We start from the raw sequence: 22680 nt of genomic DNA on the forward strand, positions 1-22680 counted from the left end.
CCCACGCCGATGCGCGCAGGGCACCATTTCGACCATGAAAATCGCTGCCCATCTGCGCAGATCACGACGCCGGCCGGGCCGGCGCCAAAGCCACGAGCAACCTCGGCGACACCATTTCCGGGCGGGCAACGCTCAGCTCGGGGGGACCTTTTCCGCGGCGGCGAGATCGACCGTGTTCGCCAGGTTGTCGGCGACCTCCTGCTGCCAGATCCCGAACGCGTGGGTGGTGTCGACCTCCAGCTCGAAACGTCCGGTCATCTCCGGGGTGACCTCGGCCAGGTCCACATAGAACTGCTGGTACCAGCGCCGGTGCTGATAGACGGCGCCGTCCTCCTCGGTGAGCAGGGGGTTGTCGATGCGGGTCTTGTGCTTCCAGATCTCCACGTCCTGCAGGAAGCCCTCGCCGAAGGTGCGGGCCATGGCCGCCGCGAGCTTGGCGGCCTTGTCCGCCGGTAGCCCGGGCATGGACTGCACGGCCACTCCCCACTGCAGGACGAACGAATCATGGGTGACCGGGTAATGGCAGTTGATCAGCGCGACTTCGACCGTGAACCCGGGGCCCAGATCGTTGTGCAGCCAATTGATCATGTAGGCCGGACCGAAGTAGGTGGCCTCCGACCGCAGATGTGTCCCGTCCCATAGCTTGTCCGGGTTGGCGGTGTAGTCGGGCCGCGGTTTGGATTCCATGAACTGACTGGCGGTGTGCCCTTCGATGACGTTCTTGAAATACGTCGGGTACGCGTGGTGGATGTAGAAGAAGTGCGCCATGTCGACGTTGTTGTCGACGATCTCGCGGCAGTGCGCCCCCTCGATCAGGATCGAATTCCAGTGCCACGGCGACCAGGAGCCCTCGGTGTAACCGTCGATGGTGGGCGGAGCCAGCTCCGCGGGCGGTGCCGATCCCTCCGGGTCGTGCCACACCAGCAGCTGACCGTTGACCTCGTGCACCGGCCAGACCCGGGTGCGCGCCAGCCGGCGTGTGCGTTTGGCGTACGGCACCAGCTTGCACCTGCCGTCCGCGCCCCAGCGCCAGTCATGGAAAGGGCAGGCCAGGTTGTCGTCCTTGATCACGCCTCGGGACAGATCGCCACCCATGTGCCGGCAGAACCCGTCGAGCACCTGCAACGCACCGGCGGAGTCCGCGAAGACCGCGAGTTTGGTACCGAACGCCTCGATCCCGTGCGGCCGGCCGTCGCGGAACGAGTCGGCCAGGCCCAGGCAGTGCCAGCCCCTGGCGAACCGGTTCATCGCCGCGCCGGTGTCGATCTCCCGGATGTCACTCACTGCAGCCTCCTGATTCGCCGAACAGGCGCTCGTCACGTCCTGCCTAGAACGTCGTCCGCGACCAGGCGGCCGAACAGCGGCCGGTGGGCGACACCTCCCCTGGGTTCGGGCATCCAGGCCGCGACGCCGGTCCCCGCCAGAATTTGCCATCCGGGCCGGCGTGATGTCGGGCGACGAATGGCACCGGGCGGCCGGGCCGGCTCGACGAGGGCGCTGCGCAGCCACGGCAAGAAGTTTGCTGACGAGTTCCGAAAATTGGCAGGAGCGTCAGTCACCCGGACGGCGTGGTGACATGTCAGACCCATCTCGGCCGGACCGCAACGGTCCAACGGCAGCCCCAACTCCGTACCGAGGCGAGTTAGCCGTCGCGCCCACAGCGCGGCAGCCACCCGGTCGATTCCGCCCCGAGCGCCGCTGCCTGCGAGGTACAGTCCGAATTTCCACACACGACTTTGCGGGGGCAAGCGGATGGCGCAGAAGTACTTCACCGAGACTGCCGACGACATCGAGTACTGGGATTTCGAGGAGCTCTGGCAGGGCTACGACGAGTCGGTGCTCGACCTGGCCCGCAGAGAGGGCGTGCACGCGGTCGCCGAGCTCGGCGGAGGCGCCAATCCGGTGGTGGGCGACGCCGAGAAGTGGGGTTTCGCCGAGCATCGCGTCGTCGTCGACATCTCCCCGCTGGAACTCAGCAAGGCGGCCGTGGACGTGCAGACCCGGGTGGTCGACCTGTGCCGGCCGATCGAGGACGAAGCGGGCACCTACGACCTGGTGTTCTCCAAGATGCTGTGTGAGCATCTGCCCGATCCCGTTGTCTTCCACCAGAATTGCAACAAGATGCTGCGCCCCGGCGGGCTCTCGGTGCACTTCTTTCCGGCGCTGGGCACCTTCCCGTTTCTGGTCAACAAGATGATCCCGGAACGGACCGCACGCAAGATCCTGGACAAGGTGCAGCCGGGCCGCCTCGACCTGCCCAATCTGGAGAAATTCCCGGCCTACTATCGCGGCACCACCGGGCCGACCAAGCGGGCCTTCAGGGAGTTCGAAGGCTTCGGGTTCAAGGTCGAGCAGTGGAAGTCCAGCTTCGGCCACACCTACTATTCCGTCATTCCGCCACTGCAGTCCCTGGAAACCGCCAAGAGCAATTTCCTGCGCAGGCATCCGATACCGCGGCTGGCCAGCTTCTCGGTGATCGTGCTGCGCAAGGTCGGGTGAACCCGCGTCGCTCTCAGGCGTAACGCTGCCTGCCATGGGCGGCGAACTCCGCGTCCAGTGACCGCTTTTCGGTATCGTCGAGCAACCGGTACACCGGATGCCGCCCGGACACACCGCGTCCCGCCCACCGGTACACCGGATCGCCTGTGTGCCAACGTTGTTGTTGCAGTTCACGTTTGAGTACCTTGTTCGACCCGGTGACGGGAAGATCGGCAGACACCCGCAGCAGCATCGGCAACGCCTTGGACCCCAGATCGTGCTGGCGCGTGAGGAATTCGGCGAATTCACCGGCATCGAAGGACGACGGGTCGGCCACCTCGATCGCCGCCATCACCTGGTCCCCCGACCGCGGATCCGGCACCGCGTACACGCCGGCCGCGATCACCAGCGGATGCCGGCGCAGCACGTGCTCGATGGTCAGCGCCGAGATGTTCTCGCCGTCGACCCGGATCCAGTCGCCACGGCGGCCCGCGAAATAGATGAATCCGGCCTCGTCGACATAACCCAGATCACCGGTCCAATACCAGCCGTTGCGGATGCGCTGCGCGTTGGCCTCGTCATCGCGGTAGTAGCCCTCGAAGGTGCGGGTGCCGAACTTGTCGACGATCTCGCCCACCGCGTCGTCCGGGTTGAGCACCCGAGCGTTTGCATCGAAAACCGCTGGCGCACAATCGGTCAGGGTCTGCGGGTCGACGATGGCCACACCGTCGTGCGCGGGCCGGCCGAGCGCGCCCGGCGGGGCATCGGGCGCCAGCACCACCGCGCCGCCACCCTCGCTGGAGCCGTATCCCTCGTACAGTTGCGCCCCGAATCTGCGCAGGAACTCGGCCTGGTCGTGCGGTGACGCCTCGGTGCCGAAACCGCGCTGCAGCGGGTTGTCGGCGTCGTCGGCCCGCTCCGGCGTGGCCATCAGGTAACCGAGCGCCTTCCCGACATAGGTGAAGAACGTCGCCCCGAAGTACCGCACGTCGGGCAGGAAGTTCGACGCCGAGAACGCCGGCGTCAGGCAGACGGTCGCGCCGACCGCCAGCGCCGGGGCCCACAGCGCCATGATGGCGTTGCCGTGGAACAACGGCATGCAGCAGTAGTCCACGTCGCCGCGGTGATGACCGAATTTGTCGACCGCGGCGTGCGCGATGCGGGCCAGCCTGCCCTGAGTGCACCTGACCGCCTTGGAGGTACCGGTGGTGCCGGAGGTGAACAGCAACAGCAGCAGCGTGTCCGGATGCACGCCGGGGGCCGCGGGCGTCGCCCGGTGCGTCGCGACGAGCCGGGCGTACCCGGGTGTCCCGATCACCAGGATCCGGTCCACGCCGAGACCGAGTTCGAGGCGGCTCAGCCGCTGCGCACCGGCGGTATCGGTGACGATCATTCCGCAGTCGGCGTGCCGGATGTCGGCGGCCAGTTCGGCGTCACCCCGAGTGGGGTTGATGCCCACCACCACCGCGCCGGTCAGGGCCGCACCGCCCAGCCAGAAGACGAACTCCGGCACATTCGGCAGCAGTACCCCGATGTGAAACGGACCCGCGGTGTGCAGTGACCGGGCCAGCGCACCACACGCCGCGGATTCGGCCACCACCTGGTCCCACGTCCAGGAGTCTGTCCTGGTACGCAGGCCCGGTCGCTGATCACCGATGCGGTCCAGCAGCATGGCTGCGACGGATTCGTGGGCGGGATCGGCGGCATTCTGCACCGACAAAGCTTCGCCTCCGAACCCGACACAGTGACATAACTCGCACCTCTCTTATGTACTTCTTAGAGGTGCGGCTAGCATCGCAACCCATGACGAGCGTTACCGAACCGGCGGCAGAGCACGTAATCGATATACACACCACGGCCGGCAAATTGGCTGACCTGCGTAAGCGCGCCGAGGAGGCAAAGCATCCGGTCGGCGAGGCGGCGGTGGAGAAGGTCCACGCCAAGGGCAAGCTGACCGCCCGCGAGCGGGTCCTCGCCCTGCTCGACGAGGGCTCGTTCGTCGAACTCGACGCGCTGGCCAAGCACCGCAGCACCAACTTCGGCCTGGAATCGAACCGGCCGGTCGGCGACGGCGTGGTCACCGGTTACGGCACCATCGACGGCCGCGACGTCTGCATCTTCAGCCAGGACGCCACCGTGTTCGGCGGCAGCCTCGGCGAGGTGTACGGCGAGAAGATCGTCAAGGTCCAGGAGCTGGCCATCAAGACCGGCCGGCCGCTGATCGGCATCAACGACGGCGCCGGTGCCCGCATCCAGGAGGGTGTGGTCTCGCTCGGCCTGTACAGCAAGATCTTCCGCAACAACATCCTGGCCTCCGGCGTCATCCCGCAGATCTCGCTGATCATGGGTGCCGCGGCCGGTGGGCACGTGTACTCCCCCGCCCTGACCGACTTCATCGTCATGGTCGACCAGACCAGCCAGATGTTCATCACCGGCCCGGACGTCATCAAGACCGTCACCGGCGAGAACGTCACCATGGAAGAACTGGGCGGCGCCCACACCCACATGGCCAAGTCGGGCACGGCACACTACGTCGCCTCCGGCGAGCAGGACGCCTTCGACTACGTGCGCGACCTGTTGAGCTACCTGCCGTCGAACAACTACGCCGATCCGCCGCGATTCCCGGCACCGCCGCACCCGGGTGCCATCGAGGACAACCTCACCGCCGAGGATCTCGAGCTCGACACCCTGATCCCGGACTCGCCCAACCAGCCCTACGACATCCACGAGGTCATCTCGCGCATCCTCGATGACGACGAGTTCCTCGAGGTGCAGGCGGGTTACGCCGGCAATATCGTGATCGGCTACGGCCGGGTCGACGGCCGCACCGTCGGCATCGTCGCCAACCAGCCCACCCAGTTCGCCGGCTGCCTGGACATCAACGCCTCCGAGAAGGCCGCCCGGTTCATCCGGACCTGCGACTGCTTCAACATCCCGATCGTGCTGCTGGTCGACGTGCCGGGCTTCCTGCCGGGCACCGACCAGGAATACAACGGCATCATCCGTCGCGGCGCCAAGCTGTTGTACGCCTACGGCGAGGCCACGGTCGCCAAGGTCACCGTGATCACCCGTAAGTCCTACGGCGGCGCGTACTGCGTGATGGGCTCCAAGGACATGGGCGCCGACGTGGTGGTGGCCTGGCCGACCGCGCAGATCGCCGTGATGGGCGCCTCGGGCGCGGTGGGGTTCGTGTACCGCGGACAGCTCAAGGACGCCGCCGCGAAGGGTGAGGACGTCGACGCGCTGCGCCTGGAACTGCAGCAGGACTACGAGGACACCCTGGTGAACCCGTACGTCGCCGCCGAGCGCGGGTACGTCGACGCGGTCATCCCGCCGTCGCACACCCGCGGCTACGTGGCCACTGCGCTGCGCCTGCTGGAGCGCAAGATCAGCACCATTCCGCCGAAGAAGCACGGGAACATTCCACTGTGAGCGACGAAACGCAGGTGCCCGAAGCGGCGCCGGTCCACGAACCGCACATCAAGGTGCTCAAGGGCAACCCGTCCGCCGAGGATCTCGCCGCGCTGATCGGCGTGCTGTCCGCGGCGGGCGGCGGGCCGGTGGACACCACCCCGCCGGCGCACGACCTGTGGGGTCATCCGGTGGACAAGCTGCGTTACTCGATCCACAGCTGGCAGAGGGTCACGCTGCTGGAGCGGTCCCATATGCGGCGCTGAGCGCCGATGACTCGGGTGGTACTCGGCTCGGCCTCCGCCGGCCGCCTCGGTGTGCTGCGCCAGGCGGGTGTCGAGCCGCTGGTGCAGGTGTCCGACGTGGACGAGGACGCGGTCATCGCGGCCCTGCCCGATGCGCCGCCTGCCGAGGTGGTGCTCGCGCTGGCGGCCGCGAAGGCGGCCCGGGTGGCCGGCTCGCTGGAGGCCGGCACCACCACCGATTGCATTGTCATCGGCTGTGATTCGATGCTGGAAGTCGACGGCGTGCTTCGCGGCAAGCCGGGCAGCGTCGACGCCGCCAGGACGCAATGGCGGTCCATGGCCGGGCAGCCCGCAACCCTGCACACCGGGCACACCGTGCTGCGCATGCGCGACGGTGAGGTGGCCGGCGAAGTCGGCGAGACCGCTTCTACCACAGTGCATTTCAGCACGCCGGAGGCATCGGACCTGGAGGCCTACCTGGCCAGCGGCGAACCGCTCTGGGTGGCAGGCGGATTCACCCTCGATGGACTCGGCGGCTGGTTCGTGGACCGCATCGAGGGCGATCCGTCGAACGTGATCGGACTCAGCCTGCCGCTGCTGCGCCGGCTGCTCGGCGCGGTCGGCGTCGGGCTGAGCGCACTGTGGCGGGACAACCCGATCCACTGACCGGCTACAGCGCCGCACCGCACGTAGGTACGCTCGTCTGGTGCCTCTTGCCGCCGATCCCGATCCCGCTCTCGCCGCCTACGCCCACCCGGAACGCCTGGTCACCGCCGACTGGCTGTCGGCCAACCTCGGCCGACCCGGACTAGCCATCGTCGAGTCCGACGAGGACGTGCTGCTCTACGACACCGGGCACATCCCCGGTGCGGTGAAGATCGACTGGCACACCGACCTCAACGACGCGACCGTCCGGGATTACATCGACGGCGCGCAGTTCGCCGAATTGATGGACCGCAAGGGCATCTCCCGGGACGACACCGTGGTGATCTACGGCGACAAGAGCAACTGGTGGGCCGCCTACGCGCTGTGGGTCTTCACCCTGTTCGGTCATCCCGACGTCCGGCTGCTCGACGGCGGCCGGGATCTGTGGGTCTCGCACGGCCGGGACACCTCGCTGGACGTGCCGACCCGGCAGAGCACCGGCTACCCGACCGTCGAACGCAATGACCGCCCGATCCGGGCGTACCGCGACGACGTGCTCGCCGCGCTCGGCAGCCAACCGCTCATCGATGTGCGCTCGCCGCAGGAGTACACCGGCGAGCGCACCCACATGCCGGACTACCCCGAGGAAGGCGCCCTGCGCGGCGGCCACATCCCCACCGCGGTGTCGATCCCGTGGGCCAAGGCCGCCGACGACAGCGGGCGGTTCCGCAGCCGAGCCGAACTCGACGAGCTCTACGGGCACCTCGGGCGCGACGAGTCGGACCCGAAGACGATCGTCTACTGCCGTATCGGCGAACGGTCCAGCCACACCTGGTTCGTGCTGACCCATCTGCTGGGACTACCCGGGGTGCGCAACTACGACGGCTCCTGGACGGAGTGGGGCAACGCCGTCCGCGTGCCGGTGGCCGTGGGTGACCAGCCCGGGACCGTATGACCCTGCCCGCCGCCCTCGCCGAGGTGGTCGCCGAGTTCCAGGAGGTGACCGGCCAGGACAAGCTGCAGTTGCTGCTGGAGTTCGCCAACGACCTGCCACCACTGCCGGCACACCTCGAAGAGTCGGCCATGGAACCCGTGCCGGAGTGTCAGTCGCCGCTGTTCCTGGAAGTCAACGCCGCCGACCGTGAGAATGTTCACCTCTACTTCAGCGCGCCCGCGGAGGCCCCGACCACCCGGGGCTTCGCGGCGATTCTCGCGGCGGGCCTGGACGGCCTGCCCGCCGAGGAGATCCTGGCCGTGCCCGACGATTTCTACGCCGACCTCGGCCTGGCAAAGCTGATCAGTCCCCTTCGCCTGCGCGGAATGTCGGCGATGTTGACGCGGATCAAGCGACGGCTACGCGCGAGCTAAATTCCGCGTACGTCAACCGGCAGCCTGTTGGTAGCCGTTTCCGAGTCCCCATATGAGCAAAATCACTGCCGGGCCCAACACGAAAAGGGCGAGCACCGGCACCTTTCTGTCGCCCATGTAAGAATGGACCGGCGGGGGCAACCCGGTGCGGCGTTCGCGTCCACCTGTCACGGTGATGAGCCGGGCAAACGATGTGCAAGCGAAACGAAAGGGTTCTGCCTCGATGAACCGTCAGCGCAGAGACGTCATCCTGTACGAGCTGAACGAAGTTCCGTGGGAAGTCATCGACATCTACGTCAAGCATCGTCCGGAGTCCAATGTGGCCGCATTGCTCCAGGAGGGTCAGTCGCTGACCACCGTGCACGAGGACCGGCCCGAGCAGCAGGGCTTGCAGCCCTGGCGCACCTGGCCGACGCTGCACATGTCCACCTACAGCCACAACTCGTTCGACCTCGGCCAGGACCCGACGACGTTCCGCGGCGACCCGATCTGGGACGTGGCCGAGAACGCGGGGCTTTCGGTCGGCCTGTTCGGCCCCATGCAGAGCTGGCCGGCCCGCGAATTCCGGCACGGCGGCTTCTACGTCCCGGACACCTTCAGCCAGGACGCCAAGACCTACCCCGCCGCACTTGAGCGGTTCCAGGCCTTCAACCTCGCGATGACCGGGGAGAACGGTTTCTCCCCGGACGCCCTGCTGAACCCGAAGGCACTCGCGGGCACCGCGGTGGACCTGGTGCGGCTCGGCCTCACGCCGCGTTCGATGGCCACGCTGAGCACCCACCTGGTCAAGGAACGCATCGACCCGAGATATAAGGCCTTTCGGTCAGCGATGCAGGCGCCGCTGGGTTTCGACCTCTACTGGAAGCTGCACCGCAAGCACCAGCCGCGGCTCAGTGCGTTCTTCACCAACCACGTCGCCGGCATGATGCACCGATTCTGGGGCGACGGCATGCCCGGCTACACCGAGAAGTACGAGTACGACGCCGACGAGGTGTACGGCAGCTTCATTGATGCCGCGATGGATATCACCGATCGCCAGCTGGGCCGGATCCGCAAGTACCTGGCCAAGAACCCGCAGGCGATGCTGGTGGTCGCGGCCAGCATGGGCCAGGGGCCGGTCGAGGTGGTCAAGATCGACGACGACCGCTACGTGCTCGACGACCACACCAAGCTGATCGCGAAGCTGAATCTGGCGCCCGCCGAGCTGGGCCTGGCCATGTACCCGATGGTGTCGCTGGTGTTCGGCACCGAAGCGCAGGCCCAGGCCGCGACGGCGCCGTTGGAGTCGATCACGGTGGCCGGTAAGGGGCCGTTGTTCGCCAGGGTGCGCGTCGAAGGCAAGACGGTGACCTTCGGCATCGACTACGCGCACGGCAGTGACGCCGCGGCCACGCTGGAGTACCAGCCGATCGGCGCCGACCGGCGCACCGGGGCACCCTCGGACATCGGCCTGGAAGTGCACCACCGCATCGGCGGGGTCAACACCGGCTATCACATCGAACAGGGCATCCTGCTGGCCGCCGGTGCGGGGGTGCCGTCGGATCCGTCCCGCAAGGAGGTCGATGTGCTGGACGTGACGCCGTCGCTGTTGGCCAACGTTCTCGGCGTGGAACCGGCGCCGTCGATGCAGGGCATCCCGACGCTGTTCGCCTGAGCTCTCCTGACGAGATCGGCGGCGCCCCGTGCGGGCGCCGCCGATCTCGTCACGGGTTCTACCTGCGCGGCAGGTCAACGTACTCGCCGGTAACTACATGTGTTTACCGAAATGGCAACGGTGACTTGACAATTTTTGGGGGTGCCGACTCGCCACCCCCGGAATTGGACGCATACACTTCGCCCGATAGATTCTTAAAGACGTTTCTTAGATATACCTGCCATCAGGAGGCGCAGTGCCCAGTCACGCCAGCTCAAAGATCTCCAAGGTGCTCGTAGCCAACCGCGGTGAGATCGCTGTCCGTGTGATCCGTGCCGCCAAGGACGCCGGGCTCACCAGCGTCGCCGTCTACGCCGAACCGGACGCCGACGCGCCGCACGTGCGCCTCGCGGACGAGGCCTTCGCCTTGGGCGGTCAGACCTCCGCCGAGTCCTACCTGGTGTTCGAGAAGCTTCTCGACGCCGCCGAGAAGTCCGGCGCCAACGCGATCCACCCCGGCTACGGATTCCTGTCCGAGAACGCCGATTTCGCTCAGGCCGTGCTCGACGCCGGGCTGATCTGGATCGGCCCCAGCCCGCAGTCCATCCGCGATCTCGGCGACAAGGTCACCGCGCGCCACATCGCCGCGCGCGCCCAGGCACCGCTGGTGCCCGGCACCCCCGACCCGGTCAAGGACGCCGACGAGATCCTCGCCTTCGCCAAGGAGTACGGCCTTCCCATCGCCATCAAGGCCGCCTTCGGTGGTGGCGGCCGCGGCATGAAGGTGGCCCGCACCCTCGACGAGATCCCCGAGCTGTTCGACTCGGCCACCCGTGAGGCCGTTTCCGCATTCGGCCGCGGCGAGTGCTTCGTCGAGCGCTACCTGGACAAGCCGCGCCACGTCGAGGCTCAGGTCATCGCCGACACGCACGGCAACGTCGTGGTCGCCGGTACCCGTGACTGCTCGCTGCAGCGCCGCTTCCAGAAGCTGGTCGAGGAGGCGCCCGCGCCGTTCCTGACCGACGCGCAGCGCAAGGAGATCCACGAGTCGGCCAAGCGGATCTGCAAGGAGGCCGGCTACTACGGTGCCGGCACCGTCGAGTACCTGGTCGGCCAGGACGGCCTGATCAGCTTCCTCGAGGTCAACACCCGCCTGCAGGTGGAACACCCGGTCACCGAGGAGACCGCAGGCATCGACCTGGTGCTGCAGCAGTTCAAGATCGCCAACGGCGAGGCGCTGGACATCACCGAGGACCCGACGCCGCGCGGCCACTCGTTCGAGTTCCGGATCAACGGCGAGGACGCCGGCCGCGGCTTCCTGCCCGCCCCCGGGCCGGTCACCAGCTTCGTGCCGCCCACCGGCCCCGGTGTGCGGCTGGATTCGGGCGTCGAGACCGGTTCGGTCATCGGCGGCCAGTTCGACTCGATGCTGGCCAAGCTGATCGTCAGCGGTGCCACCCGCGACGAGGCGCTGGCCCGGTCGCGCCGCGCACTGGCCGAGTTCAACATCGAGGGCCTGGCGACCGTCATCCCGTTCCACCGGGCGGTGGTCAGCGATCCCGCTTTCATCGGTGACGGCGAGAAGTTCGACGTGCACACCCGCTGGATCGAGACCGAGTGGGACAACACCGTCGAGCCGTTCACCGCCGGTGAGGCCCTGGACGAGGAAGACAACCTGCCCCGGCAGAAGGTCGTCGTCGAGGTCGGCGGCCGTCGCCTGGAGGTGTCGCTGCCCGGCGATCTGGCCATCGGTGGTGGTGGCGGCGGTGCCGCGGCCGGCGCCATCCGCAAGAAGCCCAAGCCGCGCAAGCGCGGTGCCTCCGGCGCGTCCGCCGCGTCCGGCGATTCGGTCACCGCACCGATGCAGGGCACCGTCGTGAAGGTGGCCGTCGAAGAGGGCCAGCAGGTGTCGGCGGGCGATCTGGTCGTGGTGCTGGAGGCCATGAAGATGGAGAACCCGGTCACCGCCCACAAGGACGGCACCATCACCGGGCTGGCCGTCGAAGCCGGTGCTGCCATCACCCAGGGCACCGTGATCGCCGAGATCAAGTAATCCTTTCCCGCGCAATGGCCACTTGTGGCACGGATTCGGCGGAATCTTGTGCCACAGGTGGCCATTCGCCATTCTTGGAGGCCTGATGGAGCCCGTGGAGATCAACAACGGCCAGTGGTACCTGCGCGGCCTGCGCTGCGATGACCGCGTCGACGACCGGCCCGCACTGGCCGACATGGGCGAGACGGACCTGGACTACGTGCACGACGCCGAAGACGGTTGGGCCGACGAGACCCGCTACACCTGGGCGGTCTGCGAGCCCACCACCGGCGAAATGCTCGCCGAGGTCGCCCTGGACCCTGCCACCGGATTCATGACCAGCCGGGGCCGCCCCGGCTTCGAGGATGCCGCCGCGATGTCAGAGGACACCGTGCGGCGGTATGCCAGCGCGGTACTGGGCCTGAACGTGCATACCTGAGCGGTTCACACCTCGGGTTCGTCCACGTCGCGGCCGGTGGCCAGGTCACCGCATTCGACGTCGACCACGTCGGCGCGAGCCCGCAGGAACGGCCCGGCCCCGATGTCACCGTGGACGGCGGCCAGCAGTTGCGGCCAGAACCGCCGCGCGACCACCACGGGGTGACCGGGCCGGCCCCCGTATACCGCCCGGGCCAGGCCGGTCCGCGACGCCGCCGCCAGCACCCGCCGCACCGACGCCGCACCGACGTCGGGGGTGTCGACCAGCGAGATGACCGCCAGATCGGCGTCTACTGCCCCGATCCCGGCCCGCAGCGATGCCGAGAGCCCGTCTGCCCAGTCGCCGGCCAGCACTGCGCGCGCCGGCGCGGGCACCGCCACCACCGCGGCGCCCAGCACCACGACGATGTCCCCGCAGCCACCGTCGCGCAGCGCCGCGACGCCGTCGCGCAGCCAACTACCGTCCTCGGCAAGCACTTTCGGCATCCCGTACCGGGTCCCTGCGCCCGCGGCCAGCAGTACTCCGGCGGCGACATCAGAACTCGACATGCGAACAGTGTGAAGGTGAACGAAACTCTCAACGATGACGGCCCCGACAAAAGCAGCGCAGAGCAAGCGCACCCACCCGGTCGACGAGGTGCTGCCGGTCCCCAAGCTTGCGCTGTACGGCTTCCAGCACGTGGTGGCGTTCTACGCCGGCGCGGTGCTGGTCCCGATCATCATCGCCGGCGCGATCAACCTGCCGGCCGAAGACCTGGTCAAACTGATCACCGCCGACCTCTTCACCTGCGGGATCGCCTCGATCATCCAGGCGGTGGGCTTCTGGAAGGTCGGGGTCCGGCTACCGCTGCTGCAGGGCGTCACGTTCGCCGGGGTGTCCCCCATCATCGCGATCGGGCTGGCCCATGGCGGCGGCGCGGCCAGCCTGCTGTACGTGTACGGGGCGGTGATCGTCGCCGGTGTCTTCACGTTCCTCATCGCGCCGATCTTCATCAAACTGCTGAAATTCTTCCCGCCGGTAGTGACGGGAACATTGATCACCATCATCGGGCTCTGCCTGGTCCCGGTCGGCGCCATGGACGCCGTCACCAATCCGCACACGCACAAGACCGACCCGACGAACATCCGGTGGTTCCTCTACGCGCTGGGCACCATCGCGATCATCGTCGCCATCCAGCGCCTGTTCCGCGGGTTCGTGGCCACCATCGCGGTGCTGCTCGGACTGGTGATCGGCTGCACGGTCGCCTTCCTGCTCGGCGATATGAGCTTCGACAAGGTGGGCCAGGCGGCCGCGTTCGGCTTCACGCCGCCGTTCCTGTTCGGCATGCCCAAGTTCGACTTCGTCGCGTGCCTGACGATGATCATCGTCCTGCTGATCACCGCCGTGGAGTCGACCGGTTCGACGATCGCCACCGGCGAGATCGTCGGCAAGCGCATCAAGGCCTCCGATATCGGCAACGTGCTGCGCGCCGACGGGGTGGCCACCGCCATCGGCGGCATCTTCAACTCGTTCCCCTACACCGCGTTCTCCGAGAACGTCGGCCTGGTGCGACTGACCGGCGTCAAGAGCCGCTGGGTGGTGGCGGCCGCCGGTGTCATCATGATCATCCTGGGCTTCCTGCCCAAGGTCGCCGCCGTCGTCGCGTCGATCCCCAACCCGGTGCTCGGCGGCGCGGCGCTGACGCTGTTCGCCACCGTCGCCGTCGTGGGCATCCAAACACTGGGCAAGGTCGACTTCACCGACCACCGCAACCTGATCATCGTCACCACCAGCCTGGCGCTGGCACTGTGGGTCACCTCGTACCCCGATATCGCCAAGGCGATGCCCACCGGCCTGGATCTCATCTTCGGCAGCGGTATCAGCATCGGCGCGGTGGCCGCCATCGTGCTCAACATCGTGTTCTTCCATACCGGTTCGCGCGGGCCACGGGTGGCCGGTGGCGGGTCCATCACCTTGACCGAGGTGAACGCCATGACAGCGGAGCGGTTCACCGAGGTGTTCGGCCATGTGGTCCAGGACGTGCCGTGGGCGGTTGAGCGGGCCTACCAGCAGCGCCCCTTCGCCGATACCTTGGCGCTGCGGGAAGCTTTCCAGGATGCCGTGCTCACCGGCTCGTCCGAGCAGCAGATCGAACTGCTCAACGCGTTCAGCGATCTGGGCGCCGAGGACGAGACCGGACACGCACTGGCCGTCGACCACGTGGCGCTGTCCAATCTCGACGAGTCCGACCACAATGACGTCGTGGAATTGGCGACCGCGTACCGCGAGCACTTCGGCTTCCCGTTGATCATCTGCGCCAAGGAGACCGAGCATTTCGACCGGGTGCTGCGCAACGGATGGTCCCGGATGGACAACTCCGATTCCGCGGAGAAGGCGTTTGCGCTGATCGAGGTCGCCAAGATCGCCAACTATCGGTTCACCGATCTGGTGGCCGACGCCAACCCGATCGCCGCGGCGCGTTTCAGCCGCTTCAACGAACTGTCGTGAAGGCGATCGGCCTGGACGGCTTCAACATGCTGACCGACCGACAACGCATGCATGCCCTGTTCGAGGTGTGCAGCTCGACCATCTGGGCCCGCCGGGTGCTCGCGGGGGCACCGTTCCCGGACACCCAGGCGCTGCTCGATCGCGCCGACCGGGTGCTCGCCGAGCTGCCCGACGCCGAGATCGACGCGGCTCTGGACGGACATCCGCGGATCGGCGGCAAGGTGGACAATGCCGCGTCCGCGCGCGAGCAGGCCGGGGTGGCCTGCGCCGACGATGAGGTGAAACAGGCTCTGGCCGAAGGCAACCGGGCCTATGAGGACAAGTTCGGCTATGTCTACCTGGTGTGCGCCAGTGGACGAACGGCCCACGAACTGCTCGGCATTCTCACCGAGCGCCTGGCCAACGATCCCGATACCGAACGCCGGGTGATGCGCAATGAGTTGGGCAAGATCAACCGGCTACGGCTGGAGCGCCTCTTGAGCGATCCGGTATGACCACGCCAGGATCGTGGGCATGACCCATCTGAGCACCCATGTCCTCGACGCCGTGGCCGGCAAGCCCGCCGCCGGTATCGCCGTCACGCTCACCGACACCGCCGGTGCCGTGCTGGCCACCGCGCGCACCGACGCCGACGGCCGGGTGGCGGAGCTGGCTGCCGGGTTGGCGCCCGGTGTGTACCGGCTGACCTTCGACACCGCCGGCTACTTCGCCGGCGCACCCAGCTTCTACCCGGAGGTCGTCATCGCCTTCGAGGTCACCGACGGTGCTACCAAATATCATGTACCACTGCTGCTTTCACCGTTCGCGTACTCCACCTACCGAGGAAGTTGACGATGTCGGAAATCATCCTGGGCAAGAATCAGTACGGTAAGGCCGAGAACCGGGTGGTCCGGATCTACCGCGACACGCCCCGGCACGAGATCCATGACATCAACGTATCCACCTGCCTGCGTGGCGATTTCACCGCCGCACATCTGGCCGGCGACCAGTCCGACGTGTTGCCCACCGACACGCAGAAGCAGACCGCCTACGCCTACGCCAAGGAGAAAGGCCTGCTGTCCATCGAGGACTACGGCCTGGCCCTGGCCCGGCACTTCGTGCACGATGTCGCGCCGGTGCAGGCCGCCCGGATCGAGATCGACGAATACGCTTGGGAGCGCGCCATTGTGGACGGCGCCGAACACGACCACACCTGGATCCGCAAGGGCCAGGAGGTGCGCACCGCCGCCATCACCGTGGATGCCGACGGCGAGTACGTCGTCGGCGGGCTGAAAGACCTGATCGTGCTGAAGTCGACGGGATCGGAGTTCGCCGGCTTTCTCAGCGACCCCTACACCATCCTGGAACCGACCCACGACCGGGTGATGGCCACCTCGCTGATCGCCCAGTGGCGATTCACCTCCACCGAGGTCGACTGGGAGTCGGTGTACACACAGGTGAAGTCGGCGCTGGTGAAACAGTTCGCGGTGGTGCAGTCGCTGGCCTTGCAGCAGACGCTGTTCCAGATGGGGCGTGCCGTCCTGGAGGACCATCGCGACATCGCCGAGATCCGGTTGTCGGCCCCCAACAAGCACCACTTCCTCTACGACCTCTCCCCGTTCGGCTTGCAGAACAACAACGAGGTGTTCAATGCCGACGACCGGCCGTACGGGCTGATCCAGGCGACCGTGACCCGCGACGACGCCCCGCCCGCCGGCCCGGCCTGGGACCTGCAGCAGGGCTGGCTGGCTTGACCTGCGGAGTTTGACCGCACGCCAGGCCGGGCACCCGTACCGCATGGCCGCACAAGAACAGGAATACGGCACCCTTCCCCCGGACGAGGCGACCGACTCCGACGAGCTCCGCAACGCCGACGGCGACGAAGTCGTCGATCCCCCCGAACAGTGGCAGGGGTCGAACAAGTTCGGGATCTCCGGCGACGAAGCGGCACAGGGTGAATCGCTCGACCGCAAGCTGTCCGCCGAAGAGCCCGAGGACGGGACGTCGTTCTTCCCGGTCGTGCGGTAGGCCACGACCCGCGACTCCGTTTGCCCGATTCGGCGGCGGGCGAATGCGTCGACAGCGCAGGCTGGATGTGGGCCGCCCGGACCGGGGACATCGCCACCGCCGGACCGGCGCAAGCAGTCGCACCATTCTTTGCCAGCGAGGGCGGCGGGTGCATTCGGGCCCGTAATCCGTAGCGGGCCCTCCCTCGCGGCCGATTTTCCCGACACACCTCAAAAGCACTGCCCGCCAACCGATTCCACGGAAGGCCGGAGCAGCGCCGGCGGGCACCGCAGATCGGCAGCCGCGCCACCGCTCTGGATGCCGGTGAAACGTGCAGGTCGACCCGGGTACGGCCGACGAGGTCTGCGGAATCGATTGTTCGCCGTCGGCATGTGGCGTAGGGTCAATTCCAGGTTGAGTTCACAGCCTGTTCTGCGAGCGCCATTGACGTGGGAACAATTAGCGCGGCCTTGGCACTCTCTGCGGGTCGTGTTCGACAGGTTCTTGAACCATTTGGCGTGTACCACAGTACAAATCGCATAGTGCGACTGATGGAGTCACCATGCACAACCCGAATATGCCTACCGAGCGGCGAATGTCCGCCTCCAACATCACCGAGTCCGACATGGCGGTCTACTGCACGAAATGGCTCGCACCGTCGAGTGCCGTGTTGTCCGTCTTCGGCGAGATCGACGCGGCCAATTGCCGGGAATTCGCTGACTACGTTTTCTTGCACCTGCCGCACGTGCAAGAACTGATACTCGACCTGACCGGGGTCGACTTCTTCGGCACCTCGGCCTACGCCACCCTGCACACGATGAGCGTGCGGGCTACCGGCGAGGGGATCGACTGGATGATCGTGCCCAGCCACGCGGTGGCCCGCCTGCTGCGGATCTGCGACCCGGACGGCGCGCTGCCGATCGAAGAGTCCGTCGCCACGGCGTTGCTGCGGCTGGAACGCGATCCGTCCGACCTACTTCAGGTCGTCGCGAAGGCGCGCTAAGGATTTCGCCAGCAGGCGTGACACGTGCATCTGTGAAACCCCGATACGGTCGGCGATCTGGGTCTGGGTCATGTTCTCGAAGAACCGCAACACCAGCACCGTGCGTTCGCGCTCGGGCAGGGCATCGAGCAACGGCCGCAGCGACTCCCGGTTCTCCACCTGCTCCAGGGCCAGATCATCGGTTCCCAGGGTGTCACCGATCGAGGGCGCGTCCTCGTCGCCGCCGGTCCCGCTGTCGATCGACAGGGTGTTGTAGGAACTGCCGGCCACCAGGGCCTCGACCACCTCCTGGCGGTCGATGTCGAGCTCGGCGGCGAGTTCGGTGGCATTGGGGGCGCGGCCCAGTCGCTGCGCCATCTCGGCGGTCACGCTGCCGATCCGCACGTGCAGTTCCTTGAGTCGGCGCGGAACCTTGACCGACCAGCCGTTGTCGCGGAAGTGACGGCGCACCTCACCCATCACGGTGGGCACCGCGAAAGAGGCAAAGTCCGAACCCGCGGTGTCATCGAAACGGTTAACCGCATTCACCAGACCCATGCGCGCGACCTGGAGCAGGTCCTCATGGGATTCGCCGCGCCCACCGAAGCGGCGCGCGATGTGATCAGCCAGGGGCAGACAGCGTTCGACGATACGTTCCCGTTGCCGCGCGTACTGAGTGGAGTCCTCAGGTAACCCGCGGAGTTCACGGAACATATCGATAACGTCCGTGTATTCCGAGCTCACTGCAGCAGGCCCACTCGCCTCGCGGTCAATGAGATACCCACCACGCGCCCGGCCCCGGAGTGCCGACCGTCGGCGAACGTACGCACATCGGACACCAGTGAACGCAGCACGTGCCAGCTGAAGCTGTCCGGAGCGACGATGGCGTCGTCACCCTCGCAGGTGGTCGAGGCATGGACCGTCACCGCCTCATCGCCGGGCTCGATCTGCACGATCAGGATGGACTCGGGAGTGGCCGAACGGATCAACCGGGTACACGCCTCATCGACGGCCAGGCGCAGATCCGCGACGGAATCGATATCGAGATCCTCGAACGTCGCGGCCGCCGCGACCAAGGTCCGGAGCACCGCAAGGTTCTCCAGCCTCGCAGCCACCCGGAGTTCCACCGACCGGTCGCCGGAGCCCGGTACGCCGTCGTCGCCGTTAAACCCAGTCATCAGACCTCCCGGGGTATCTGCACGGAGGCTACCCCACGTCGTTGCACCATCAATCAATTGGACTACACCACCCGGCACGGGTGTGACGCGAGGGCCCGGCGGGTACCCGACCGGACATGTTCGAGATCGATCCCGCGACCCGGCGCCGGATCATCGTCGCCGTGGCCATCGGGGTAACGGCCTTGTTGCTCATCATTGCGGGCGTATATGCCGTCGTATTCATCATCCTGGGCCCGATGATGGCCTAGCCGTGCCATGGCGGTGTCATACCCCGGTAGTGCCAGGGTTCAAACGCCGTTGCCCGAAACTCACCGTGCCGGCGGGCCGGCGAGGTGTTTCCGTTCACCGGCTCGGGGTACCCGGTTCGGATGGACCGTGAACAGCTTCCCGACGCGGTACCGGAAGCGGATGCAGTCGAACAGTCCCGCGACATCAGCGAACCGGTGCCCGACGACGAGAACCCGGTGACCGACCCCGACCACCCGCCGCTGGAAGCGCCCGGAGCCGACTGGCAGGAACAGATCGAAAGCGTGGACGCCGACCCCGACGATGACGTGTTCGGCCGAAGTTGATCCTTGCCATGGCGCGCAAGGGAGAACGCCCGCGAGCGATTCGCAGATGGATGGTGGCCGCGTTGCTCGTGGCGGCTCTCGGGCTGCTGCTGACCCGTTGCCCGGCCAATCGGGACGGCGCGCCGGGCCAGCTCGCCCAGGCCGTGCAGGAGAGCACGTCGGCCGCCCGCACCGGCGCCCTCGCGCTGGAGCAATACCAATTCGGCCGGTCCACCACCGAACTGGCCGCCGTGCAGATATCCGATGCCCGCGAGCAGGCCGTCAAGTCCTATCAGGGCATCGCCGAACTGCGGGTGCACGACCCGGTCGACGTCGCCCGGCAACGGACGCTCACCCAAGCCATCACCGGCATCGTCGACGAGCTCAGCAGCGCGTCCGCCGCCGTGCGGGGGCTGGGGCAACAGCCTGCGTTGCACGTCGTCCGCGACCGGCTGCTGGCCGCCGCCGCGCAGTTGGAGAGCGGATACCACTGATGAAGCGGATCTTCGCGGTCGCCCTCGGCATCCTGACCGCCATCGGAGGTTTCCTCGACATCGGGGACCTGGTGACCAATGCCGTCGTCGGCTCCCGGTTCGGCCTTGCGCTGGCGTGGGTGGTGGTGGTCGGCGTGGTGGGCATCTGCGTTTTCGCCCAGATGGCCGGCCGGGTCGCCGCGGTGAGCGGCCGCGCCACCTTCGAGATCATCCGGGAGCGCCTCGGCCCACGCACGGCGGCGGCCAATCTGAGCGCCTCCTTCCTGATCAACCTGATGACGCTGACGGCCGAGATCGGCGGCATCGCCCTGGCGCTGCAGCTGGCCACCGACGTCGGTCGGATGGTGTGGATCCCGGTGGCCGCCTTCGCCGTATGGCTGGTGGTGTGGCGGGTGAAGTTCAGCGTGATGGAGAACGCCACCGGCCTGGTCGGGTTGTGCCTCATCGTCTTCGCCGTCGCCGTCGTCGCGCTCGGCCCCGACTGGGGGGCCATGGGACATGCCGCGCTGCATCCCGTCATCCCGGAGTCGGAGTCGTCGGCCACCTACTGGTACTACGCCATCGCGCTCTTCGGCGCGGCGATGACACCGTATGAGGTGTTCTTTTTCTCCTCGGGTGCCGTCGAGGAGCGCTGGACCACAAAGGATCTCGGAACCTCGCGGCTGAACGTGCTGATCGGGTTCCCGCTCGGCGGGGTGCTCTCGGTGGCGATCGCGGCCTGCGCGACCATCGTGCTGCTGCCCGGCGGCATCGAAGTGACCTCGCTGTCCCAGGTGGTGATGCCGGTGGTGGCCGCCGGCGGAAAACTCTTGCTGGCCTTCGTCATCGTCGGCATCGTCGCCGCGACCTTCGGGGCGGCCCTGGAGACCACGCTGTCCAGCGGGTACACCCTGGCCCAGTTCCTCGGCTGGCGGTGGGGGAAATTCCGCCGCCCGGCCGATGCGGCCCGGTTCCATACCGTGATGCTGGTCTCCATCGTGGTCTGCGCCGCAGTGCTTTTCACCGGCGTGGACCCGGTGCTGGTGACCGAATACTCGGTGGTGTTCTCGGCGATCGCCCTGCCCCTGACGTACCTGCCGATCCTGATCGTCTCCAACGATCCCGAATACATGGGTGAACATGTCAACGGAAGGGCGACCAACATGCTCGGCTCGGTGTACCTGGTGATCATCGTGATCGCCTCGCTGGCGGCGATCCCGCTGATGATCGTGACGGGCGCCGGACAATGAGGACGATGGATGCCCGCCTGCATCTGCTCGACCGGCAGCTCGTCGATGAGGACGACGATCCGCTGGGCATCGTCGACGATCTGGAACTCGACGGCATAGAAATCGATTGCGATATCACCCCCGGCACCCCGGCACCCCGGGTCACCGGCGTGCTGTCCGGCCACGTGCTCGCCACCCGCATCTTCGGCGGTGCGCCCCCGCGCTCACGACTACAGGAAATTCCGTGGCGCAACGTGATTCGGATCGGAACCACGGTGCGGCTGTCCCCCAACGACATCGTCGTCGACGTGCACTGGGTGGAAGAGTGGCTGCGCGAACATGTCATCGGTCACATACCGGGAGGCCGCCATGCAGCTGAGTAGGCTCCTCGGCGCCGCCGTCGTCGACGCCGGTCATCATCCGGTGGGCACCGTCATCGACGTCCGGCTGTCGGTTCCGCACCAGCGCCAAGGCACTCCCGAGGTGCTGGGACTGGTGATCAGCCCGCGCACCGGATCGTCGTATCTGGGATACGAACGCACCGGGACCAACGCGCCGTGGATGATCGCCGCGCTGTCCCGCTGGCGCCACCGCGGCACCTTCGTCGCCGACTGGGCCGATATCGCGCGGATCGGCACCGACCGGATCACCTTGCGGCCCGGCTACACCCGGCAGCCCGCCGCGCTGCCCTGAGCCGATGTTTCGGCGCTGACCATGGCGGGAACTCAGGGCCCATGTTGCTCCGCAGAGTCGCCCGTCCGTTGCTGTCCGTCGCATTCATCGGGCAGGGCATCGATACCCTCCGGGATACCAAGTCCGCGTCCGACGTCGTCCGCCCGACGTTGGAAGGCCTCCAGGCGCTGCCCGAGCCGGTGGCCCAGAAAGTGCCGACCGACGCCGCCACCGTGGCCCGGGTCAACGCCGGCATCCAGATCGGTGCGGGCCTGCTGCTCGCCACCGGCCGCATCCCCCGGGTGGCCTCGGGCCTGCTCGCGCTGACGGTTGTGCCGGGCAATCTGGGCGACCACATGTTCTGGAACGAAACCGACCCGGAACGCAAGGCCGCCAAGCGACGGGGTTTCCTCACCGATCTCAGCCTGATCGGCGGACTCGTGCTGGCCTCCGCCGATACCGCGGGCAAGCCGTCGCTGGGCTGGCGTGGCCGGCGGGCGGGCAGGCATCTCGCGGAAGCGGTCTCGGCGGCCCTGCCGTCGGGCGACAGCCCGCTGGACACCGATCTCGCCGACAAGGTCGGGCACGGCCTGCAGGTCGGGGCCGAACGGCTGCAGATCGGTGCCGAACGCGGGCGTGATCTGGCCGCCACGGCGATCGAGCGCAGTGCGCCGGTGGCCAAGAAGGCGCGCCGCCGGGGCACCGAACTGGCCGAAACCGCGATCGACCGTGCCGCCCCCTACGCGGAAAAGGCCCGCCGCAAGGGCACCGAACTCGCCGAAACCGCCTACGAGCAGGCCGGCTCCGCCCTGGAACAGGGTGGGGACCAGCTCAGCTCGGGTTGGCACCGACTGCGCCAGCAGATCTGATC

General features: G+C 67.3%; 27 protein-coding genes. 22 read left to right on the forward strand and 5 right to left on the reverse strand.

What is annotated here, in order from left to right; all coding sequences use genetic code 11:
- Positions 1 to 132: 132 nt before the first annotated feature.
- Positions 133 to 1248, reverse strand: a complete 1116-nt coding sequence (locus ACXPWS_RS23625; protein WP_458713669.1) for a Rieske 2Fe-2S domain-containing protein — start codon at positions 1246 to 1248, stop codon at positions 133 to 135.
- 504 nt (positions 1249 to 1752) lie between these two features.
- Between ACXPWS_RS23625 and ACXPWS_RS23630 the strand changes: the two genes are divergently transcribed.
- Positions 1753 to 2499 (forward strand): class I SAM-dependent methyltransferase, encoded by a 747-nt coding sequence (locus ACXPWS_RS23630; protein ID WP_458708979.1) that lies wholly within the window; start codon positions 1753 to 1755, stop codon positions 2497 to 2499.
- Positions 2500 to 2512: 13 nt separating this feature from the next.
- On the opposite strand, the gene casI is transcribed toward ACXPWS_RS23630, so the two are convergent.
- Positions 2513 to 4150, reverse strand: coding sequence for a steroid-22-oyl-CoA synthetase (gene casI / locus ACXPWS_RS23635; protein ID WP_458713670.1), 1638 nt, complete (start codon positions 4148 to 4150; stop codon positions 2513 to 2515).
- Between the two features lie 131 nt (positions 4151 to 4281).
- Here casI and ACXPWS_RS23640 point away from each other — a divergent pair, with 131 nt between their 5' ends.
- From ACXPWS_RS23640 to ACXPWS_RS23675, 8 genes are all read left to right on the forward strand, one after another.
- Positions 4282 to 5910: an acyl-CoA carboxylase subunit beta gene (locus tag ACXPWS_RS23640; RefSeq protein ID WP_458708980.1), complete on the forward strand. Its 1629-nt coding sequence runs from the start codon at positions 4282 to 4284 to the stop codon at positions 5908 to 5910.
- The gene (locus tag ACXPWS_RS23645; RefSeq protein WP_458708981.1) at positions 5907 to 6155 is read left to right on the forward strand and encodes an acyl-CoA carboxylase subunit epsilon; all 249 of its coding nucleotides are present in this window, start codon (positions 5907 to 5909) and stop codon (positions 6153 to 6155) included. The genes ACXPWS_RS23640 and ACXPWS_RS23645 overlap by 4 nt, the downstream gene beginning before the upstream one ends.
- A 6-nt stretch (positions 6156 to 6161) precedes the next feature.
- The gene (locus ACXPWS_RS23650) at positions 6162 to 6800 is read left to right on the forward strand and encodes a Maf family nucleotide pyrophosphatase (protein ID WP_458708982.1); all 639 of its coding nucleotides are present in this window, start codon (positions 6162 to 6164) and stop codon (positions 6798 to 6800) included.
- A gap of 40 nt (positions 6801 to 6840) precedes the next feature.
- Positions 6841 to 7734 (forward strand): sulfurtransferase, encoded by an 894-nt coding sequence (locus ACXPWS_RS23655; RefSeq protein WP_458708983.1) that lies wholly within the window; start codon positions 6841 to 6843, stop codon positions 7732 to 7734.
- Positions 7731 to 8147 (forward strand): SufE family protein, encoded by a 417-nt coding sequence (locus ACXPWS_RS23660; RefSeq protein ID WP_458708984.1) that lies wholly within the window; start codon positions 7731 to 7733, stop codon positions 8145 to 8147. The genes ACXPWS_RS23655 and ACXPWS_RS23660 overlap by 4 nt, the downstream gene beginning before the upstream one ends.
- 223 nt (positions 8148 to 8370) lie before the next feature.
- Complete coding sequence (locus ACXPWS_RS23665) at positions 8371 to 9801, forward strand: hypothetical protein (protein ID WP_458708985.1); 1431 nt, start codon at positions 8371 to 8373, stop codon at positions 9799 to 9801.
- A 235-nt stretch (positions 9802 to 10036) separates the two neighbouring features.
- Positions 10037 to 11833: an acetyl/propionyl/methylcrotonyl-CoA carboxylase subunit alpha gene (locus ACXPWS_RS23670; RefSeq protein WP_458708986.1), complete on the forward strand. Its 1797-nt coding sequence runs from the start codon at positions 10037 to 10039 to the stop codon at positions 11831 to 11833.
- A gap of 85 nt (positions 11834 to 11918) precedes the next feature.
- Positions 11919 to 12251: a hypothetical protein gene (locus ACXPWS_RS23675; protein WP_458708987.1), complete on the forward strand. Its 333-nt coding sequence runs from the start codon at positions 11919 to 11921 to the stop codon at positions 12249 to 12251.
- Between the two features lie 5 nt (positions 12252 to 12256).
- On the opposite strand, the gene ACXPWS_RS23680 is transcribed toward ACXPWS_RS23675, so the two are convergent.
- The gene (locus ACXPWS_RS23680) at positions 12257 to 12799 is read right to left on the reverse strand and encodes a nucleotidyltransferase family protein (protein WP_458708988.1); all 543 of its coding nucleotides are present in this window, start codon (positions 12797 to 12799) and stop codon (positions 12257 to 12259) included.
- Positions 12800 to 12833: 34 nt separating this feature from the next.
- Between ACXPWS_RS23680 and ACXPWS_RS23685 the strand changes: the two genes are divergently transcribed.
- From ACXPWS_RS23685 to ACXPWS_RS23710, 6 genes are all read left to right on the forward strand, one after another.
- Complete coding sequence (locus ACXPWS_RS23685; protein ID WP_458708989.1) at positions 12834 to 14738, forward strand: solute carrier family 23 protein; 1905 nt, start codon at positions 12834 to 12836, stop codon at positions 14736 to 14738.
- Positions 14739 to 14785: 47 nt separating this feature from the next.
- Complete coding sequence (uraD, locus tag ACXPWS_RS23690; RefSeq protein WP_458713671.1) at positions 14786 to 15232, forward strand: 2-oxo-4-hydroxy-4-carboxy-5-ureidoimidazoline decarboxylase; 447 nt, start codon at positions 14786 to 14788, stop codon at positions 15230 to 15232.
- A 19-nt stretch (positions 15233 to 15251) separates the two neighbouring features.
- A complete protein-coding gene (gene uraH / locus ACXPWS_RS23695; protein ID WP_458708990.1) occupies positions 15252 to 15569 on the forward strand; it encodes a hydroxyisourate hydrolase in 318 nt (105 codons plus the stop codon).
- 2 nt (positions 15570 to 15571) lie between these two features.
- A complete protein-coding gene (gene pucL / locus ACXPWS_RS23700) occupies positions 15572 to 16471 on the forward strand; it encodes a factor-independent urate hydroxylase (protein WP_458708991.1) in 900 nt (299 codons plus the stop codon).
- A 43-nt stretch (positions 16472 to 16514) separates the two neighbouring features.
- Positions 16515 to 16745, forward strand: a complete 231-nt coding sequence (locus tag ACXPWS_RS23705) for a hypothetical protein (RefSeq protein ID WP_458708992.1) — start codon at positions 16515 to 16517, stop codon at positions 16743 to 16745.
- A 574-nt stretch (positions 16746 to 17319) separates the two neighbouring features.
- Complete coding sequence (locus ACXPWS_RS23710; protein WP_458708993.1) at positions 17320 to 17727, forward strand: STAS domain-containing protein; 408 nt, start codon at positions 17320 to 17322, stop codon at positions 17725 to 17727.
- Here the strand turns inward: ACXPWS_RS23710 and ACXPWS_RS23715 are convergent.
- Together ACXPWS_RS23715 and ACXPWS_RS23720 are read right to left on the reverse strand one after the other, a co-directional pair.
- Entirely contained in the window at positions 17698 to 18420 is a 723-nt protein-coding gene (locus ACXPWS_RS23715; protein WP_458708994.1) for a SigB/SigF/SigG family RNA polymerase sigma factor, read from the reverse strand. The two genes, ACXPWS_RS23710 and ACXPWS_RS23715, sit on opposite strands and share 30 nt — an antisense overlap.
- Positions 18421 to 18446: 26 nt before the next feature.
- On the reverse strand, positions 18447 to 18884 hold the full coding sequence (locus ACXPWS_RS23720; protein ID WP_458708995.1) for an ATP-binding protein: 438 nt from the start codon (positions 18882 to 18884) through the stop codon (positions 18447 to 18449).
- A 116-nt stretch (positions 18885 to 19000) separates the two neighbouring features.
- Here ACXPWS_RS23720 and ACXPWS_RS23725 point away from each other — a divergent pair, with 116 nt between their 5' ends.
- From ACXPWS_RS23725 to ACXPWS_RS23755, 7 genes are all read left to right on the forward strand, one after another.
- Entirely contained in the window at positions 19001 to 19132 is a 132-nt protein-coding gene (locus ACXPWS_RS23725; RefSeq protein WP_458708996.1) for a hypothetical protein, read from the forward strand.
- A gap of 120 nt (positions 19133 to 19252) precedes the next feature.
- A complete protein-coding gene (locus tag ACXPWS_RS23730; protein ID WP_458708997.1) occupies positions 19253 to 19456 on the forward strand; it encodes a hypothetical protein in 204 nt (67 codons plus the stop codon).
- A gap of 50 nt (positions 19457 to 19506) precedes the next feature.
- Positions 19507 to 19929: a hypothetical protein gene (locus tag ACXPWS_RS23735; protein WP_458713672.1), complete on the forward strand. Its 423-nt coding sequence runs from the start codon at positions 19507 to 19509 to the stop codon at positions 19927 to 19929.
- Complete coding sequence (locus tag ACXPWS_RS23740; protein WP_458708998.1) at positions 19929 to 21158, forward strand: Nramp family divalent metal transporter; 1230 nt, start codon at positions 19929 to 19931, stop codon at positions 21156 to 21158. Before ACXPWS_RS23735 ends, ACXPWS_RS23740 begins: the two co-directional genes overlap by 1 nt.
- Positions 21159 to 21163: 5 nt before the next feature.
- Positions 21164 to 21520, forward strand: a complete 357-nt coding sequence (locus ACXPWS_RS23745; protein ID WP_458708999.1) for a PRC-barrel domain-containing protein — start codon at positions 21164 to 21166, stop codon at positions 21518 to 21520.
- The gene (locus tag ACXPWS_RS23750; protein ID WP_458709000.1) at positions 21507 to 21830 is read left to right on the forward strand and encodes a hypothetical protein; all 324 of its coding nucleotides are present in this window, start codon (positions 21507 to 21509) and stop codon (positions 21828 to 21830) included. Before ACXPWS_RS23745 ends, ACXPWS_RS23750 begins: the two co-directional genes overlap by 14 nt.
- Before the next feature lie 41 nt (positions 21831 to 21871).
- Complete coding sequence (locus ACXPWS_RS23755) at positions 21872 to 22678, forward strand: DoxX family protein (RefSeq protein WP_458709001.1); 807 nt, start codon at positions 21872 to 21874, stop codon at positions 22676 to 22678.
- Positions 22679 to 22680 lie beyond the last annotated feature (2 nt).

It is taken from the genome of Mycobacterium sp. BMJ-28 (assembly GCF_054404835.1).